We start from the raw sequence: 18,276 nt of genomic DNA on the forward strand, positions 1-18,276 counted from the left end.
AGATTGGTTTCGAATAACGCTTATCTCGTCCAGTTATGACCCCTGCCCTTGTGAGAGCGGGCTTGCTCGCGAAAGCGGTCTATCCGCCAACATCCCTCTTGAATGACACACCGCCTTCGCGAGCAAGCTCGCTCCCACAGGGGCCCTGGCCCGGCATACGGGCAATAAAAAACCCCGCTGCGTTCACAGCGGGGTTTGGGTGGCAGGCCTTGACGCTTAGTGGTGCTCGCGCGTCGCTCGGAATTTCACATCCGGCCAGCGCTCTTCCATCAACGCCAGGTTGACCCGGGTCGGCGCCAGGTAGGTCAGGTGGCCACCGCCGTCCAGCGCGAGGTTTTCCACAGCCTTGTTGGAGAACTCCTCGAGCTTTTTCTTATCGCTGCAATCCACCCAGCGGGCGGAATAGACGGTGATCGGCTCGTAGGAGCACTCGACCTTGTATTCCTCCTTCAGGCGGCTGGCGACGACGTCGAACTGCAGCACGCCGACCGCGCCGAGGATGATGTCGTTGCTGCGCTCCGGGAAGAACACCTGGGTGGCGCCTTCTTCGGCCAGTTGCTGGAGACCCTGGCGCAGTTGCTTGGACTTGAGCGGGTCTTTCAGGCGTACGCGGCGGAACAGTTCCGGGGCGAAGTGCGGGATCCCGGTGAAGCCCAGGGCTTCGCCTTCGGTGAAGGTGTCGCCGATCTGAATGGTGCCGTGGTTGTGCAAGCCGATGATGTCACCGGCGAAGGCCTCTTCCAGTTGCTCGCGCTCCGAGGAGAAGAAGGTCAGGGCGTCGCCGATGCGCACGTCCTTGCCGGTGCGCACGTGGCGCATCTTCATGCCTTTTTCGTACTTGCCGGAGCAAATGCGCATGAACGCGATGCGGTCGCGGTGCTTGGGGTCCATGTTCGCCTGGATCTTGAACACGAAGCCTGTGAACTTCTCTTCCACCGGCTCGACGGTGCGCTCGTTGGCGACCCGTGCCAGCGGGCGCGGGGCCCAGTCGACCACGGCGTCGAGGACATGGTCGACCCCGAAGTTGCCCAGGGCGGTGCCGAAGAACACCGGCGTCATCTGGCCGTCGATGAATGCCTGCTGGTCGAACTCGTGGCAGGCGCCCTGCACCAGCTCCAGTTGCTCGATGAAGCGCTCGTACTCGTCGCCCAGGTGGGCGCGGGCCTCGTCGGAGTCGAGCTTCTCGATGATCCGGGTTTCGGTGCGCTCATGCCCGTGGCCGGCGGTGTAGACGATGATGTAGTCGCCCGCCAGGTGGTACACGCCCTTGAAATCGCGGTAGCAGCCGATCGGCCAGGTGATGGGCGCGGCCTTGATCTTGAGAACCGCTTCGATCTCGTCGAGCAGTTCGATCGGGTCGCGGATGTCACGATCGAGTTTGTTGATGAAGCTGACGATCGGCGTGTCCCGCAGGCGGCAGACGTCCATCAGCGCGATGGTCCGTGGCTCGACGCCCTTACCGCCGTCGAGGACCATCAGCGCCGAGTCCACGGCCGTCAGGGTGCGGTAGGTGTCTTCGGAGAAGTCTTCGTGGCCTGGGGTGTCGAGCAGGTTGATCATGTGATCGCGATACGGGAACTGCATGACCGACGTGGTAATGGAGATACCCCGTTGTTTTTCCATTTCCATCCAGTCGGAGGTGGCATGGCGGTCGGACTTGCGCGACTTCACCGTGCCGGCGACCGCAATCGCCTTGCCCATCAGCAAAAGTTTTTCGGTGATGGTGGTCTTACCGGCATCGGGGTGGGAAATAATGGCGAAAGTGCGGCGTTTCGCGACTTCGGCGGCCTGTTTGGTCATGGGAAATCGCCTGGCTGGTGACAAAAAAGGGCGGCGATTATAGCTCAACTTGTGCCAGGAACCGAACCGTTGAGCGCATCCCTGTGGGCCCGATCTTTCCCGACCTGGGAACCTTTTGCCCGGCGCAGACGTCCACCCCCTGCGACAGCTTTTCGTCAGGGCCTGGAAAATCAGCAAGTTAGCCTGACGAAGCTGCGCCCATGGCTCCCGTGACATGCCGCTGGCCGGCATCGACAAGAGCTGCTCCCCGCGAACGCTTTCCCGGCCGCCAATGAAGGTACGCCGCCCGGGAACGCGTGCGCCGACTGAAAGACAAAGGAGTCCGCCTGTGGCTATCCGCTATGGCAAAGGGCTGATGGGAGGTGCGGTCGTCGTCGCCCTCCTGGCCCTGTTGGTCCACTGGATCGGCATCGATACGATCCAGCACTACCGCGACGATTTGCTGTTCTACCTGCAAGCCCACTTGATGCTGGTGCTCGCTTCCATGCTCGCGGCCCTGATCGTGGGCATCCCCGCCGGCATCGCCCTCAGCCGCCCAGGCATGGTCGGGCGCGCCGAACGCTTCATGCAAGTGTTCAACATCGGCAACACCGTTCCGCCCCTGGCCGTGCTGGCCATCGCCCTGGGCATCCTCGGCATCGGCAGCGGGCCCGCGATCTTCGCCCTGTTCCTCGCCTCGCTGCTGCCGATCGTGCGCAACACCTATGAAGGCCTGAAGAACGTCCAGGGCTCCCTCAAGGAAGCCGCCGTCGGCATCGGCATGACCCCACGCCAGGTGCTGTGGAAGGTCGAGTTGCCCAATGCCGTGCCCATCATCGTCGGTGGCGTGCGCGTGGCCCTGGCGATCAACGTCGGCACCGCCCCATTGGCGTTCCTGATCGGTGCCAACAGCCTCGGCAGCCTGATCTTCCCCGGCATCGCCTTGAACAACCAGCCGCAGTTGTTGCTCGGCGCGGCCTGCACCGCCCTGCTGGCGCTGCTGCTCGACGGCCTGGTGACACTGGCCAGCCGACTCTGGCTGGAGCGCGGTTTGCGGCGTCCTGAAGCCGCTGGATAAAGGAATCATCATGAAGAAGTTGAGCTTGATACTGGGCTGCGCCCTGCTGCTGGCCGGGTTCGCCCAAGCGGCGGAAAAACCGGTGATCCGCCTTGGCGCGCGCGTGTTCACCGAACAGACGCTGTTGGCGGAAATCACCGCGCAATACCTGCGCAGCAAAGGCTACGACGCGCAGATCACCGGCGGCCTGGGCAGCAACCTGGCCCGCAGCGCCCATGAAACCGGACAACTGGACCTGCTCTGGGAGTACACCGGTGTGTCGCTGGTGGCCTACAACCACGTCACGGAAAAACTCGACAGCGCCCAGTCCTACGCCCGGGTAAAAGAACTCGACGCGAAAAAAGGCCTGGCGTGGCTGGCACCGTCGAAGTTCAGCAACACCTACGCCCTGGCCCTGCCGGAAAAAATCGCTCGCCAGTACCCGCAGATCAACAACATCAGCCAGTTGAACACGGTGTTGCAGGCCGAATCGCAGGAGAACCACCTGGTGGCGCTGGACACCGAGTTCGCCAACCGCTCCGATGGCCTGGCAGGCATGGTCGAGCAGTACGGCATGAACCTGACCCGCAAGAACATCCGCCAGATGGACGCCGGGCTGGTCTACACCGCCCTGCGCAATGGCCAGGTGTTCGCCGGCCTGGTGTACACCACTGACGGGCGGCTGAACGCGTTCAAGTTGAAGTTGCTCGAAGACGACAAGCACTACTTCCCCGACTACACCGCCGCGCCGGTGGTGCGCCAGGCATTCCTCGACGCCCACCCGCAACTGGCCGAGCAACTCAAGCCCCTGGCCGCGCTGTTCGACGACGAAACCATGCGCCAACTCAACGCCCGGGTCGACGTCGACCACCAAAGCCCTTCCACCGTTGCCGCCGATTTCCTGCGCCAGCACCCCATCCCCTGAGGAGGAAAAGCCATGGAACTGTTGAACGCCTTTTCCCATCTCGATTGGCAGCAAGTGATGCACCTGACCTGGCAGCACGTCACGCTGGTGGGCATCGCCGTGAGCCTGGCGATTTTCATCGGTGTGCCCCTGGGCATTTTCATGACCCGCTTCCCGGCGCTGGCCGGTCCGTTGCAAGCCAGCGCGACGGTGCTGCTGACGATCCCGTCGATTGCACTGTTCGGCCTGTTGTTGCCGTTTTACTCCAAGTTCGGCCAGGGCCTGGGGCCGATGCCGGCGATCACCGCCGTGTTCCTGTATTCCCTGTTGCCGATCATGCGCAACACCTACCTGGCCCTCACGGGTGTCGAACCCGGCATCCGTGAAGCCGCCCGCGGCATCGGCATGACCTTCGGCCAGCGCCTGCGCATGGTCGAGTTGCCCATCGCCGTGCCGGTGATCCTGGCTGGCGTGCGCACCGCCGTGGTCATGAACATCGGCGTCATGACCATCGCCGCCACCATCGGGGCCGGTGGCCTGGGCGTGCTCATCCTCGCTTCCATCAGCCGCAGCGACATGTCGATGCTGATCGTCGGCGCCGTACTGGTCAGCCTCCTGGCCATCTTCGCCGACCTGCTCCTGCAATGGCTGCAACGCTCGCTGACTCCAAAAGGACTCCTCAAATGATCGAACTTCAAAACCTCAGCAAAACCTTCAAGAGCAACGGCAAGGATGTGAAGGCCGTGGACTCGGTGAACCTGACCGTCAATGAAGGCGAGATCTGCGTGTTCCTCGGGCCATCGGGGTGTGGCAAGAGCACCACGCTGAAGATGATCAACCGCCTGATCCCGCCCACCTCGGGCAAGGTGCTGATCAACGGCGAAGACACCACCGGGCTCGACGAGGTGACCCTGCGCCGCAACATCGGCTATGTGATCCAGCAGATCGGCCTGTTCCCGAACATGACCATCGAGGAAAACATCGTGGTGGTGCCCAAGCTGCTCGGCTGGGACAAGCAGAAATGCCACGACCGTGCCCGCGAGCTGATGAGCATGATCAAGCTCGAACCCAAGCAGTACCTGCACCGCTACCCACGGGAACTGTCGGGCGGCCAGCAACAGCGGATCGGCGTGATCCGCGCCCTGGCGGCCGATGCGCCGTTGCTGCTGATGGACGAGCCCTTCGGCGCGGTGGACCCGATCAACCGCGAGATGATCCAGAACGAGTTCTTCGAGATGCAACGGGCGCTGAACAAGACCGTGATCATGGTCAGCCACGACATCGACGAAGCCATCAAGCTGGGCGACAAGATCGCGATTTTCCGCGCCGGCAAGCTGATCCAGTGCGATCACCCTGACACGCTGCTGGCGCACCCGGCCGATGACTTTGTCAGCAACTTCGTTGGCCAGGACAGCACCCTCAAGCGACTGCTGCTGGTCAAGGCCGAGGACGCGGCCGACAACGCCCCGTCGGTGAGCCCGGAAACCCCGGTGGCCGAGGCGCTGGAATTGATGGACGAACATGACCGGCGCCACGTGGTGGTGACCTGCGCCCAGAACAAGGCGCTGGGCTATGTGCGCCGCCGTGACCTGCACCGCCAGACCGGTACTTGCGCACAGTTCCTGCGCGAGTTCAACGCCACGGCGGCCTACGACGAACACTTGCGGATCCTGCTGTCGCGCATGTACGAGTTCAACCGCTCGTGGCTGCCGGTGATGGACGCCGAACGGGTCTTCCTCGGCGAGGTGACCCAGGAATCCATCGCCGAATACCTGAGCTCCGGACGCTCGCGTGGCGGCAAGACCAGCATCGTGTCGCCGGCCGAAGTGGCAGCCGGCTGAGCGTTACAGCGAAACCCTGAGGACCCGGGAAAACAGCCACTGCGGGCTCAGGTTGGTGAAGACCGAGTAGTTGATCAACACCGTTCTTCCTCGGTTTTGCGCCACCCAGGCCGGGTCGAGCACGAAGCGATTGGCCTGGCCGGCGGTGACGAGTTGGCTGCCCGTATCGAGGATGCTCTGTCCCATGGCCCGTACGCGTAGCGTCGAGCCCGCTGGGGCGGGTGAATAGATGATCACCGTGCCGGCCGAGTAACCGGGCGCTGGAAGGTCCAGGGCCTGGGGATCAACGGCCAGGTACAACACGGCGGACGTCTGGGTTTCGCCGACGCCACCTTTCTTGACGGTGTAGCTCACCGGCACCGTCAGCCCGACGCTGTCGACCACTTCGGGACGGGGAATCAACACCTGCTTGTCGGCAGGCAGGTCACCATAACGCACCGGCGGGCTGCTGTACGGCACCCGCCCTCGCCACTGCACGCTTACCGTATCGGCAGCCTCCAGGCCACTGAGCGGCAATTGCACGGCGAGGTAATCGTCCCGGTAGATATTCTTGATACTCAAGCGCTCGCCCGTGGCTGAACTGTAGGCCTTGGGCACGCCGGGCGCGCCCCACGCGGTGGCCGGCACCACCGGGTTGATCGCCTGGTCGGCACTGACGTATTGAAAGCTGAAATGCTCCTTCGGACCGGGCGGCAGTGTCACCCGGACAATGGGGACGACCAGCCCCTGGGTCCGTTCGAAGTATTTCTTCTGGTCGGTCCTGGCGGCCTCCAGATCGTTGGAGCCCGAGATCCAGAAAAACGCCTGGATGGGCAACGGGGTCGGATTTTTTTCCGGCCACGCCTCGATTCGAAGTTCGTTGTGGTTCTTGAAGTTGAAATCGGCGCCACCGGCCTCGAGTTCAACGTCCTTTCGCACTTGCAAGCCGGCATTGAAGTTGGCGGTGGCTTGCTCATTCAACCCATCGTTGACCATCCACGCACAACTGGCGGGGTTGCCGTAGGCCACCTTGCGAAAATGCGCCAGCCAGGCTTTGGCGGTGAAAATATTCTGTTCATTGCAGGGCTTGCTCTGTGGGTAGACGAACTGCGTGATGCTGTCCCGGCAACCGTAGGCCCCTGGCTTGCTGCGGTAGAGGGTGGCGCCGTCGTAAGGAAAATAACAGATGACCGAAGGCTTGGCCTTACCCGGCGGCGTCTGAAGGATGGGGTAAAAGATATAGCCATGCTTGGCGTCGTTGGTGCCCCAAGGCGCTGCGCCGAACCGGGCATCGGCGCGCAGGTAGGAAAACGAAACGGCCCCGGTCGTCCTGGAAAACTCGCTATGGTCCCAAGGGTCGAAGTTGCCCGCGTAGGTCGTGCGTGCCACCACCCCCGAGCATAGAAAGGCCGGTGCCGTCGGCGAACCGCAGTTGAGCGCTGTATCGTAGTAACGGCGGGTCAAGTCGGCGGCCGTCTCTTCGCCCGATTGCAGGGCCGCGCCCGTGAGCGTTTCAGCAAGGGACTGCAACGAGATAATCATGCAACCCGTCAAAAAGAACAGCTTTACCGATTTTTTGCGGCTGAGATTCGCCATGCTCGTCACCTGGAAGGCCGGTCATCACCCGGGCCGGGCCGTCTGCCCCTCACAGAGGCGGGTCAGACAGCCTGGCCCCTGCGTTCAATGCGGATTACATCTGTTGTCACCCGGCAACTTCATGATCACGTCATGGGGCACGTAGGGACGGGCGGGCTCAATGCTCCAGGTGGGCTTGTTCTCGGCGATGTCCGGAGAGTCGAGGTGGCAAGCCAGTTGGCGGCGCATGCTGCTGCCCATGTTGTCGAAATTCCAATCCTTGCGATTCGGATCGAGCGCTGCGGCCTTGATCGCCAACTCGGCCAACACCACATTGGTTTTCCCGACACCGGCTTTTCTGCCACACGCCGTGGGCGTGATCTTGAGCGAGGAGATCGTTCCCAGCACCGGTTCTACATAGTTGTTATCCCACTCGAGTTTTTCGATGTAGTTATCACAAGAACGGCTGTCCGCGGGGGCGGGTATCTGTTGATCGACCGGATAGTAGGCAAACTTCGCGTCTTCGCCGATAGAACGAGGAAATTGAACCTTGATGATCGGCTTCCAGGCATTACCCTGCTCCACCCAACGGCGTTGGTCATCACGGGCGAAGTCGCGGGCGGTGAACGCCCGGGTCGTTCTGTCGATGTAATCCACGCCACTTTCATAAATGAACGCGGCGATGGGAAGTTCCAGGCGCGTGGCTTTTGCTGAATCGCTGTCACTGGCGACAGGCGCGTCGAACTTCTTGCGGTCCTGGCTGCTCCAGTCCCTGTTCCAGTACTTGTTATCCGGCCAGGTTTCGATCCGCAACTCGGACTGGGTGTTTATCGCATCGCCCTGCTCCTCCGGGTCCTTGGCCAGCACCTTGCGAGCCTCGACAAAGGTGTTCAATGCGTCGGCCTTGTTATAGCTGCCGAAGTAATCCCGGGTCGTATCGAAACCGCATTGGAAGCGGTGGGCTTTCGTCACCTCGGGGTCCTGGGTCTGGCGATCGTAGTGTTCCATCCAGGCCTTGGGGTTGCTGATGCTCAGCTTCTGGCAGTAGTCCTCGACGACGCCCAGGGTATTGCCATTCTCCTGGTAATCACCGCAACCGTTGTTGTTCCGATAATTGGTCCAGGAGTCGATGACAAACGCGCAGAGCACCTTGATCTTGAACTGGGTCTTGTCGTCCACGAAATCATTGGGCGTCAGCGCAAAGCCGTTGTAGCGGAGCATTCCCAGCCCGTTGAACTCAACGTCCTTCCTCAAGTAGGAAACCGATGTGCCACCGGCCGAAAGACCGCTTCCGCCGGCTTCAACGCTGTGTGAAAACGGACTGGCATCCCAGGGCAAGTAACTTTGTTTACTGGCGATCCCGCGAAGTATCAGACCTGAACAATCGGACGCCAACCTGCCGCTGCCACAATCGCGAGCAGTCAAGCGATACCAGTACTCCATCAACTTCGCCGTGTCCGTTCCCGGGTCGGCCTGTGACAAGCCGCAACTGGTGAAGAGTCCGATCATTAAAGAAGCGTTCAAGATGACCCGATACTTGCGCATGTCCCTCTCCTGGAGTTCTCTACATCGCAAAATCCGCAGTGATTCAAGGCACAATTCAATACGCCGCGCGCCGGATATAAGCCGGTATCCGCAGCATTAAAATCATGAAGAACGACTGTCTGGATTTGAGTATTCGGTAATCTTGGGCGAGCGCCTACTGTCAGAAGTGACAGTCAATCGAGGTTAATTAAACGTTTTCCTCATAACAGGCGGGTCATTGATCAACAAATGAGCTACGCCTGTCCCTGTAGCCAGGAGCCTGCTCCCGCTCGGTTGCGTAATGACCACCTTTTGGGGCCGCTATGCACCTCAGCGCGAGTAAGCGCGCTCGCCCCACACAGACCCCAAACCTCGAACCTGTATCGCAGCGAGCGCCGTCATTGACCGATCCAGGGGAACATCAATCTGTCATGCAGGTCGGTTACATCAGGAGCTGTCGCCGCCCGCACGACGGATGTGTGCAAAAACGCGACATTTTTAGTTGATCTCAGGCCCCTCACGCCCTAAAGTTCGCGCCGAACGTCCATGCTGGAAACGATCCATCCGGCTCAAGTACTGACGACGAGACAGCAAGGCCAAGGGCATCCCTAGATCCAGGTCGTTTGAGAGCGTAGCGAGCGCAGGCAAGACAAGGCGGGAAGAGGCGAGGAAGCGGAGTTTACTGATTGTAAATGAGCATTCCGAGCCTCTTTCCAACGCAGTATTGCCAAGCGCAGTAGCTCTCAAACGACCTGGATGGCCTTTTTGCTTTCGGCGGCAATGCCTTGGGAAGTAGGCGAACCAAAGTGGGGATACGGAGGACGTTCACGAAGGCTACCCGGCCTTCACACCCATTGATCCTGATGTTTGCCAGTAGGAGTCCCAAGTATGTCGATCCAGGTCGAAGATTATTTCGCGCGCGAAACTTTCCAGAAGATGAAAGCGTTCGCCGACAAGCAGGAAACCCCGTTCGTGGTGATCGACACCGCGATGATTGCCCAGGCCTACGACGACTTGCGCGCCGGTTTCGAGTTCGCCAAGGTCTACTACGCCGTGAAGGCCAACCCGGCGGTGGAAATCATCGACCTGCTCAAGGAAAAAGGCTCGAACTTCGACATCGCCTCGATCTATGAGCTGGACAAGGTCCTGAGCCGCGGCGTCACGCCAGACCAGATCAGCTACGGCAACACCATCAAGAAATCCAAGGACATCCGCTACTTCTACGAGAAGGGCGTGCGCCTGTATGCCACCGACTCCGAAGCCGACCTGCGCAACATCGCCAAGGCCGCGCCGGGCTCGAAAGTCTATGTGCGCATCCTCACCGAAGGCTCGACCACGGCTGACTGGCCGCTGTCGCGCAAATTCGGCTGCCAGACCGACATGGCCATGGACCTGCTGATCCTGGCCCGCGACCTGGGCCTGGTGCCCTACGGCATTTCGTTCCACGTCGGCTCGCAACAGCGCGACATCAGCGTCTGGGACGCCGCGATCGCCAAGGTCAAGGTCATCTTCGAGCGTCTCAAGGAAGAAGACGGCATCGTGCTCAAGCTGATCAACATGGGCGGTGGCTTCCCGGCCAACTACATCACCCGCACCAACAGCCTGGAAACCTACGCCGAAGAAATCATTCGCTTCCTCAAGGAAGACTTCGGCGACGACCTGCCGGAAATCATCCTGGAACCGGGCCGTTCGTTGATTGCCAACGCCGGCATCCTGGTCAGCGAAGTGGTGCTAGTGGCGCGTAAATCGCGCACCGCCGTCGAGCGTTGGGTGTACACCGACGTGGGCAAGTTCTCCGGCCTGATCGAAACCATGGACGAAGCCATCAAGTTCCCGATCTGGACCGAGAAGAAAGGCGAGATGGAAGAAGTGGTCATCGCCGGCCCGACCTGCGACAGCGCCGACATCATGTACGAGAACTACAAGTATGGCTTGCCGCTGAACCTGGCCATCGGTGATCGCCTGTACTGGCTGTCGACCGGTGCCTACACCACCAGCTACAGCGCGGTGGAATTCAATGGCTTCCCGCCGCTGAAATCCTTCTACGTATAAATCGACGCCCGTCAGAACGTTCCCACGCACCTGCGTGGGAACGGTCAATCACCCCGCCTCCACTCGCAACGGCATCGCTCGCAAGGCGTGGGCCATCGCCCTCAATTGCGCCAGCGGATAGGCCAACTGAGCGAACGAAGCCCTTGCCCGGCGCAGACTCTGCTGTCGATCATGGGTTTGCAGTTCGAGCTTCACCTGGGTCAGGAAATACCCCAGGCGATGGCACAGGTCGGCAATGTTGTTCGCCGCCGACGTCGAACGCACATAGAGCCCGTTCAACGCCCTCAGGTGTGCTTGCGCCAATGCCTTGCGCTGCGCCTGGGAATGCTGCGCACCCGCATCGTACTGCATGCCGGGCAGGCTGATCCGCCCCAAGGCGTAGTAGACCTCGATCTTGGGCACCGGCCCATGACAGGCACAGAGCCTGAGCGTCAACGAATCGATGAAACGCACGAACAGACTGTGGATGGTCTGTGAGACGCTCACAATCAACGCCTTGAGGCGAGCACCCGCGGCCGCACATTCATCCAGCCGCCGACAGAGGTTGTCGATCAGCTGCATGACGCTGGCGGTGCGATTGCTCCCCTGTGCACCGACGTTGACCGGCGAGAAGCGCGACGGGTCGAGGTCGCCGAGCAACGGGGGATCGGTCACCAGCATGGCATCCCGGGCCACCTGCTCGAACTCTGCCACGAAGGTGGCGGTTTTCTCGACCAGCCGATGCACCATGAAACCCAACGACGGGACCACACAGACAATCGCGTTCCAACGGTTTTCATTGTCCGTCGCGGCGCGGGTCAGTGCCTGCGCATCGGGGGGCGTCAGCAACACATGCCCCGAGCGGCGGAACAGACCGGAGAACTGCTCGATTTCCGCCAGACTGCACGGCAGGTCGCTCAGAAAACCGATGTATTCGCCCAACGCCGAGAAGTGTTTCTCGTCCAACAGAAAATCGACCATGATCCCTCCCCGCCGTGGGCGTCATCCATGCAGCGCCAAGGGCAAGGCCAGCGGCGCCAGGAACGCCATGAACCGCTGCGCCTGGTGGATCAGGTCGAGGCTGCGCTGCTCTTGCTCCAGGTAGGCATTGGCCTCGATCAACCGGGCGAACGAGCGGTAAGCCGCGACCACGCCCTGGTACTGGCCCACATAGCGCTGGCGCTCATCGTCGATGCCATGAATGACCCGGATGAACTGGACCTTGCCCTTCAGGGCGTTGAGCTGGCTGTGGAGCTTGTCGATATCGGCGTCCAGCGCCTGGATTTTCCCGGCCAACTGGTCGCGTGCGCGCACCAGGTCGAGGAAGCGAACCCCTTCGCCGACCTGCACCAGGGTCTTCTTGAGCTGCTCGATCGCCTGCATGACCAACTGCACTTCCGGTGGCGCGATACCGAGTTTCGTCATGTGCTCCAGGGTCAGCACCAGGTCGTTGCCAATCGCTTCGATACCACCCGTCTTGAGCAGGCCGATGGCGTCGCTGGCCAGGCCACGGGCCTTTTGACGCTCGGCCCGCTCGTCTTCCAGACGTTTGAGGCCAGCCTCGACGCGGTGTTGTTCGCGTTCCATGTCTTCGACGAAGCCCAAGCTCAGGCGTCGGTCGAACACGTCGCGGATGGTCGACAACTGATCGCTGAGCTGCCGGGTGGACTGCGTCACGCAGCGACTCATCTGCGCCAGCTCCCCGGCGCGGTCCGCCTCGATGTCCTGGACATCCTGCTCGTCCAAGGCGCTTGCCAGCTCCTTGTCCAGCGCCTGCAAGCGACGCACCCGGCCTTCGAGGGCCATCCGGGTGCTCAGCGCCACCTCTTTGAGCACATCACTGCTGTTGTCCACGCCGAGCACCAGGGCATCGAACCGCTGGTGCAGTTGCGGCAGGTAATTCCAGCGAATGAACAGCACGCGGGATTGAATGGCGCCGTCCCTCATGAGCCGGTTGCTGTCGGCCAGGATGCCGGTATCGACCGTCGGGTAATCGGTGCTCGGCAGCATGGCAAACGCGGCGCGTGTCCTGATGCCATAGACACGCTCGTATTCCTCGTCGGCTTCCTTGAACACCGCGATCAGGGCATCCGCATCGTGCTCGATCTGCTTCCACGGCGAGGCCACTGCCCGGAAGGCCTGCATGAACAGGCGCAGCCTGAGGGCATCAGTGATCTTGGCCACCGCATCCTGGGAGGACTGGATGTAAAGGTGCATGACATTCCAGACGTGCATCAGGTTCTGCGTGGCGATGTCGGCGTCGATCGCCACCAGTTCAAGGCCTTGCAGGTCATGTTTGACCCGGCTCAGGGAACCCAGGGTCTGGTGTTTGCCCCGCAGCTCTTCAATGGCCGCTTCCTGCTCCTGGTACAGGCGGTTTCGTTCGGCGCGGATGTTTTCGGCCTCCACCCCCAGGTAAATGGCCAGCGCCAGGCCGATCAGGTTCATGCCCGTGGCCGCACCGAGGGACCGCTCCACGGCATTGGCGTATTCGGTATTTTTCTCTTCGATGCGCAAGGCCCGGTCATCGACCTGTCGCTTGAGCATCTCGACTTCGGCCGGCAACAACGTACTGCCGATCAAGCTGAGGCGTAGTTTGATCTCCGGCAGGATGTGCTGGCGCAAGTCATAGCCAAAGTAATCCAGTGCCAACTTGATGCTTTTAACGACCTTGAGATTATCCCCCACTTTCTTGTAGATCTGATCCAGGTAGTAACCGATGTCTTCCACCGTACCCGGCGGCAAGTCAATACCGGGAAACTTACCCCCCAGCTCCAACTCCAGTTGTTTTAGCTGTTCCAGGGTTTCAATATTATTTTTATCCAGTAACCGGGCGGCCCGGACATCGTCATAGACTTCCTCCATGGACCTTTCGTAAATGGCCATGCTGGCGGCAAACAACTTCAGTTGGCTGCCGGTCAGCATGATCGATTCACGCAGGGGCGACCAGCGGCGGGCGTGGGTACGGGTGGCGCGGAAGGTCTTGACGAAGTCGTCGACGCGCAGCCCCGCCCCGCCCCCGGCAGGATCACCGAAGTTCAGGTAATCCTTCACATCGGCCACGTGATAGGGCAGCGCCAGGGCAGCCGACTCATACTTTCTCAGGTCGATGATCTGTTTCTTGGTCAGCAACAGGCCCTTGCCACGGGACTCGCCTTCCTGGGTCGGTGCCGAGGCGTTGGACAGCGTCTTCGGCGCCAATTGCGCAAACAGGGTGATCTCTTCGGACGAAGCATCTTCAAGTGCCTCGCTCCACACAGCATGGGTATTCATAATTAATCCTTTAATTATCGATTGACCGACAACCATTAACTAAACGCTGCCGAACGAAGTACAAGTTACATACAGCCGCTCGGACACTAGTCGATCGAAGCAAATGAAGTCAAAGCGCGAAAACAATGCAAACATTAGCGGATACTACAAACCCGCCAACCGCTTATAGCAAGCGACGACATTCAAGTATGAATAGATAAATAACCCGTTCGGCTATTACGCAACGGCACCTTGATCCAATACCGCGATACGCGCCTGATAGGCCTCGACCAAAGGCTGCAACACCGGCATCTGTGCCCGGGCCAAGGTGTGCACCGCCACCCGCAGGAAATTGAGATTGCCGCCCTCCAGGGCGCGCCGCAGCCAGGCCAGTCCTTCGTCGACCCGGTGGCCGGCCAGCAACACGCAGCCATGGCTGAACTGCCCGCGAAAATCACCGCCTTCGGCTGAACGTCGATACCACTGGGCCGCGGCAACCGGGTCCGCTGGACAGGCACGCCCCTCTTCCAGGTAACGGCCCAGCAGGTTCATCGACTTCGCGTGCCCCTGTTCGGCGGCACGACGGTACAGACGCAGCGCCTGGCCTTGGTCCTCAGGTACACCACGCCCGGTCGCCAACAGGTTGGCGTAGTTGTACATCGCCCAGTCCAGGCCTGCCTCGGCGGCCTGGCGATAATGCCTGGCGGCGATCGACGCATCGGCGGTGCAGCCCCAGCCGTGTTCATGACAGCGCCCGAGCATGTTGCGCGCCATCAGGTGCCCGCGCCCGGCGGCAATACTGAACCAGCGCAGGGCCAGCGGCCCATCGCGGCTGATGCCCTGGCCGTCGAGCAGGATCTGCCCGAGCAGGGCCTGGGCTTCGAGCACCCCCTCACGGGCGGCGACCAGGATCGCCTGGGCGGCCCGCGCCGGGCTTTCGTCGAGCATGGTCGTGAGCGCATCAGTGTCGAGCACTTCCTGGCGGCGCAGACGAAAGTCCGTCACTTACACCTCGACCCAGCGGCGCAGCAGGTTGTGATAAGTGCCGGTCAGGCGAATCAACGAGGGGTGATCGGGCATGTCCTGGGTCAGTTGCTGGATCGCGCCGTCCATTTCAAACAGCAGCGCCCGCTGGCTGTCTTCGCGCACCAGGCTTTGGGTCCAGAAGAACGAGGCATAACGTGCGCCGCGAGTGACCGGGGTGACCTTGTGCAGGCTGGTGCCCGGGTACAGCACCATGTCCCCGGCCGGCAACTTGACCCGCTGGGTGCCATAGGTGTCCTGGATTTCCAGTTCGCCGCCGTCATAGTCCTGCGGATCGCTGAAGAACAACGTGGCCGACAGGTCGGTGCGCACCCGCTCGGCACTGCCCTTGGGCTGGCGCACCGCGTTGTCGATATGAAAATCGAAATTGCCGCCCGCCGTGTAGCAGTTCACCAGGGGCGGGAACACCTTGTGCGGCAGCGCGGCCGACATGAACAACGGGTTTTTCCACAGCCGGTCCAGCATCGCGGCACCGATCTCCTTGGCCAGCGGATGGCCCTCGGGCAACTGCAGGTTGTGCTTGGCCTTGGCCGACTGGAAGCCCGCCGTGACCTTGCCGTCCGCCCACTCGGCCTGCTCCAGCGCCTCGCGGATGCGCTGCACTTCATCAGGAGAAAACACGCTGGGAATGTGCAGCAACATGGCATTTGGACCTGTGGATAAAACGGGGTGCCAATGGTAGTGATTCTTATTGGCTGTGCACAACCCCCGTCGATGTCGCACTGGAGCACCCGTAAAGGCAAATTGTAAAGAATGTAAATTCCTCTCAAATAGCAATATTTCGCAATTGATACAAAACCCTGTTTACCCTATATTCCGCGGCCTCGAATCCTTGGGGGAAGGAATTTTTCATGTCGCGTCAACCCACACCATCACCGGTCAACTCACCTCGCCTGTTGGCGTCGGCCATCGGCGTCGCCCTCAGTGCAACGTCCGCGACGCACGTGGCCCAGGCCGCGCAGGACACCGATGAGAACGCTCCGCGCAACGCCATCGCCCTGGACGCCACCCGCATCACCGGCCAGGGCCTGGACGCGACGTCCTATCAGGTCGAAAAAGCCTCTTCCCCGAAATACACCGCGCCGCTGGTGGACACGCCACGCTCGGTCACCGTCATCCCGCAGCAGGTGCTCAAGGACACGGGGGCACTGAACATGCAGGACGCGTTGCGCACCGTGCCCGGCATCACCTTCGGTGCCGGTGAAGGGGGCAACCCTCAGGGCGACCGTCCGTTCATCCGCGGTTTCGATGCCCAGGGCGACACCTACCTCGACGGCGTGCGCGACACCGGTTCGCAGAGCCGCGAGATCTTCGCCGTGGAATCGATTGAAGTGAGCAAGGGCCCGAACTCCGCCGTCGGCGGGCGCGGTGCCGCAGGCGGAACAATCAATCTGGTCAGCAAGAAAGCGCACCTGGGCGACAGCCTCGACGGCGGCTTCACCTGGGGCTCGGACCAGACCCAGCGCTACACCCTGGACGGCAACTATCAGTTCAGCGACACCGCCGCCGGCCGTCTCAACCTGATGAGCCATGAAAGCAATGTCGCCGGCCGCGACAAGGTCGACTACGACCGCTGGGGCATCGCGCCGTCGCTGGCGTTCGGCCTGGGCACCGATACCCGGGTCAACCTCGATTACTACCACCTGGAAAGCAACGACCTGCCAGACTCGGGCATCCCCTACACCGTACCGGCCTCGGGCCGCACGGCCGACCGCACCAAAGCCAACCCGGACAAGCCCAACGACGGCGGCGACAGCAGCAACTTCTACGGCCTCACCGACCGGGACTTTCGCAAGACCCGCACCGACACGGCCACCTTCGCCATCGAGCACGATTTGAGCGACGCGCTGACGCTCAAGAACACCCTGCGCCACGGTTCGAGCATGCAGGACTACATCCTGACCCAGCCTGACGACAGCAAGGGCAACGTCAACAACGGCACGGTCTGGCGCCGGGCCAATAGCCGCGTGAGCAACGTCGACACCACCACCAACCAGACCGACCTGTTCGGTGACTTCTACGTCGCCGGCTTCAAGAACAGTTTCTCCACCGGGATCGAGCTGAGCCGCGAGAAAGGTGAAAAGTCTTCCTACACCGTCAACACCGACACGGTGCCGGGGACCACGGCAGCGAACACCAACTGCACGCCGTCGATGGTCGGCGCGTCGAGCGGCTACAACTGCACTTCGCTCTCCAACCCGAATCCCAATGACCCGTGGAACGGCACGATTGCACGCAACTACGCCGGCACCGACACCACCAGCGTCACCCGCGCGCTCTATGTGTTCGATACCCTGGAGCTGTCGCCGCAATGGCTGGTGAACATGGGCTTGCGCTACGACCATTTCGACACGAAGTACAAGACCTACAACGCCGCTGGCACCACCACGTCCAAGGGCGATGACACCAGCGAGTTCATCACCGGCCAGTTCGGCCTGGTCTGGAAACCGGCGGACAACGGCAGTCTCTACGCCTCGTACGCCACATCGGCCACACCGCCAGGCAACATGGTCGGCGAAGGCACCGAAGGCAATCCGTTGGGCGGCACGCCGGACCGCAGCGGCAACCTGCTGGCCAGCGACATGGAACCGGAAACCACCAAGAACTACGAGATCGGCACCAAGTGGGACCTGCTCGACGCCCGCCTCTCGCTGACCGCGGCGATCTTCCGCACGGAGAAAGACAACGCCCGGGTCCAGGTCGACACCACCACGTACGAGAACGCCGGCAAGACCCGCGTCGACGGCCTCGAACTGTCGGCCAGCGGCAAGATCACCGATAAGTGGCAGGTCTTCGCGGGCTACAGCTACCTGGACAGCGAGCAAGTCGATGGCGGCCCGATGAGCACCACCGACGGAAACGAACTGCCGAACACGCCAAAGAACAGCGCCAGCATCTGGACCACCTACGCGCTCACCTCGAAGCTGACCATTGGCGGCGGCGCGTTCTATGTCGACGACGTGTTCGGCAACGTGGCGAATACCACCCAGGTCGACGCCTACGTGCGTTACGACGCGATGGCCAACTACAAGGTCAACAAGCACCTGGACCTGCAGCTCAACGTGCAGAACCTGACCGACGAAACCTACTACGACAAAGCGTTCTCGACCCACTTCGCCAACCAGGCGGCCGGGCGCACCGCGTTGCTGAGTACCAACTTCCACTTCTGATAGGAGCCAGGAACCCGGCTCAATGGTCAGCCTGAGGAGCTGTGGGAGCGGGCTTGCTCGCGAAGACGGCGAGTCAGTCGACGAACAGGTTGCCTGACACTGCGCCTTCGCGAGCAAGCC

At 61.5% G+C, this 18,276-nt stretch carries 12 protein-coding genes and 1 pseudogene; 6 read left to right on the plus strand and 7 right to left on the minus strand.

The genetic code is table 11. The features are described from left to right. Positions 1 to 216: 216 nt before the first annotated feature. The gene (prfC, locus tag VM99_20220; GenBank protein AKK00290.1) at positions 217 to 1,800 is read right to left on the minus strand and encodes a peptide chain release factor 3; all 1,584 of its coding nucleotides are present in this window, start codon (positions 1,798 to 1,800) and stop codon (positions 217 to 219) included. Between the two features lie 328 nt (positions 1,801 to 2,128). On the opposite strand from prfC, the gene VM99_20225 reads away from it, so the two are divergent. Genes VM99_20225 through VM99_20240 form a run of 4 tightly spaced genes read left to right on the plus strand, consistent with a single transcriptional unit; the run spans position 2,129 to position 5,581 of the window. Then, positions 2,129 to 2,857 (plus strand): glycine/betaine ABC transporter permease, encoded by a 729-nt coding sequence (locus tag VM99_20225; protein ID AKK00291.1) that lies wholly within the window; start codon positions 2,129 to 2,131, stop codon positions 2,855 to 2,857. 10 nt (positions 2,858 to 2,867) lie between these two features. Next, on the plus strand, positions 2,868 to 3,761 hold the full coding sequence (locus tag VM99_20230; GenBank protein AKK00292.1) for a glycine/betaine ABC transporter substrate-binding protein: 894 nt from the start codon (positions 2,868 to 2,870) through the stop codon (positions 3,759 to 3,761). A gap of 12 nt (positions 3,762 to 3,773) precedes the next feature. Further along, positions 3,774 to 4,427: a choline ABC transporter permease gene (locus VM99_20235; protein ID AKK00293.1), complete on the plus strand. Its 654-nt coding sequence runs from the start codon at positions 3,774 to 3,776 to the stop codon at positions 4,425 to 4,427. Next, entirely contained in the window at positions 4,424 to 5,581 is a 1,158-nt protein-coding gene (locus VM99_20240; GenBank protein ID AKK00294.1) for a glycine/betaine ABC transporter ATP-binding protein, read from the plus strand. The genes VM99_20235 and VM99_20240 overlap by 4 nt, the downstream gene beginning before the upstream one ends. Positions 5,582 to 6,220: 639 nt before the next feature. Here the strand turns inward: VM99_20240 and VM99_20245 are convergent. Both VM99_20245 and VM99_20250 read right to left on the minus strand, forming a co-directional pair. Further along, positions 6,221 to 7,051: pseudogene (locus VM99_20245) on the minus strand (hypothetical protein). 189 nt (positions 7,052 to 7,240) lie between these two features. Beyond that, positions 7,241 to 8,680: a hypothetical protein gene (locus VM99_20250; protein AKK00295.1), complete on the minus strand. Its 1,440-nt coding sequence runs from the start codon at positions 8,678 to 8,680 to the stop codon at positions 7,241 to 7,243. A gap of 867 nt (positions 8,681 to 9,547) precedes the next feature. Here VM99_20250 and VM99_20255 point away from each other — a divergent pair. Next, a complete protein-coding gene (locus VM99_20255; protein AKK00296.1) occupies positions 9,548 to 10,711 on the plus strand; it encodes an ornithine decarboxylase in 1,164 nt (387 codons plus the stop codon). A 48-nt stretch (positions 10,712 to 10,759) separates the two neighbouring features. On the opposite strand, the gene VM99_20260 is transcribed toward VM99_20255, so the two are convergent. The 4 genes from VM99_20260 to VM99_20275 all read right to left on the minus strand — a co-directional run bounded on the left by VM99_20260 (position 10,760) and on the right by VM99_20275 (position 15,628). Further along, positions 10,760 to 11,671 (minus strand): hypothetical protein, encoded by a 912-nt coding sequence (locus VM99_20260; GenBank protein AKK00297.1) that lies wholly within the window; start codon positions 11,669 to 11,671, stop codon positions 10,760 to 10,762. Positions 11,672 to 11,692: 21 nt separating this feature from the next. Then, a complete protein-coding gene (locus VM99_20265) occupies positions 11,693 to 13,963 on the minus strand; it encodes a hypothetical protein (GenBank protein ID AKK00298.1) in 2,271 nt (756 codons plus the stop codon). 216 nt (positions 13,964 to 14,179) lie between these two features. After that, on the minus strand, positions 14,180 to 14,890 hold the full coding sequence (locus tag VM99_20270) for a Sel1 repeat-containing protein (GenBank protein AKK01807.1): 711 nt from the start codon (positions 14,888 to 14,890) through the stop codon (positions 14,180 to 14,182). Between the two features lie 57 nt (positions 14,891 to 14,947). Beyond that, on the minus strand, positions 14,948 to 15,628 hold the full coding sequence (locus VM99_20275; GenBank protein ID AKK00299.1) for a Fe(II)-dependent oxygenase: 681 nt from the start codon (positions 15,626 to 15,628) through the stop codon (positions 14,948 to 14,950). Between the two features lie 209 nt (positions 15,629 to 15,837). Between VM99_20275 and VM99_20280 the strand changes: the two genes are divergently transcribed. Continuing rightward, positions 15,838 to 18,156 carry a ligand-gated channel protein gene (locus tag VM99_20280; protein AKK00300.1) on the plus strand — a complete coding sequence of 773 codons (2,319 nt, stop codon included), beginning with the start codon at positions 15,838 to 15,840 and terminating at the stop codon, positions 18,154 to 18,156. Positions 18,157 to 18,276: the final 120 nt, after the last annotated feature.

The sequence above is a fragment of the Pseudomonas chlororaphis genome (genome assembly GCA_001023535.1).
In the GTDB taxonomy this organism is placed as follows: Bacteria; Pseudomonadota; Gammaproteobacteria; order Pseudomonadales; family Pseudomonadaceae; genus Aquipseudomonas; species Aquipseudomonas chlororaphis_E.

Bases quoted from the DNA above. Each gene is read 5' to 3' on its own strand.
- VM99_20250 (AKK00295.1), bottom strand. From the start codon at position 8,680: ATGCGCAAGTATCGGGTCATCTTGAACGCTTCTTTAATGATCGGACTC.
- VM99_20255 (AKK00296.1), top strand. From the start codon at position 9,548: ATGTCGATCCAGGTCGAAGATTATTTCGCGCGCGAAACTTTCCAGAAG.
- VM99_20275 (AKK00299.1), bottom strand. From the start codon at position 15,628: ATGTTGCTGCACATTCCCAGCGTGTTTTCTCCTGATGAAGTGCAGCGC.
- VM99_20235 (AKK00293.1), top strand. From the start codon at position 3,774: ATGGAACTGTTGAACGCCTTTTCCCATCTCGATTGGCAGCAAGTGATG.
- prfC (AKK00290.1), bottom strand. From the start codon at position 1,800: ATGACCAAACAGGCCGCCGAAGTCGCGAAACGCCGCACTTTCGCCATT.
- VM99_20265 (AKK00298.1), bottom strand. From the start codon at position 13,963: ATGAATACCCATGCTGTGTGGAGCGAGGCACTTGAAGATGCTTCGTCC.
- VM99_20230 (AKK00292.1), top strand. From the start codon at position 2,868: ATGAAGAAGTTGAGCTTGATACTGGGCTGCGCCCTGCTGCTGGCCGGG.
- VM99_20240 (AKK00294.1), top strand. From the start codon at position 4,424: ATGATCGAACTTCAAAACCTCAGCAAAACCTTCAAGAGCAACGGCAAG.
- VM99_20260 (AKK00297.1), bottom strand. From the start codon at position 11,671: ATGGTCGATTTTCTGTTGGACGAGAAACACTTCTCGGCGTTGGGCGAA.
- VM99_20270 (AKK01807.1), bottom strand. From the start codon at position 14,890: ATGCTCGACGAAAGCCCGGCGCGGGCCGCCCAGGCGATCCTGGTCGCC.
- VM99_20280 (AKK00300.1), top strand. From the start codon at position 15,838: ATGTCGCGTCAACCCACACCATCACCGGTCAACTCACCTCGCCTGTTG.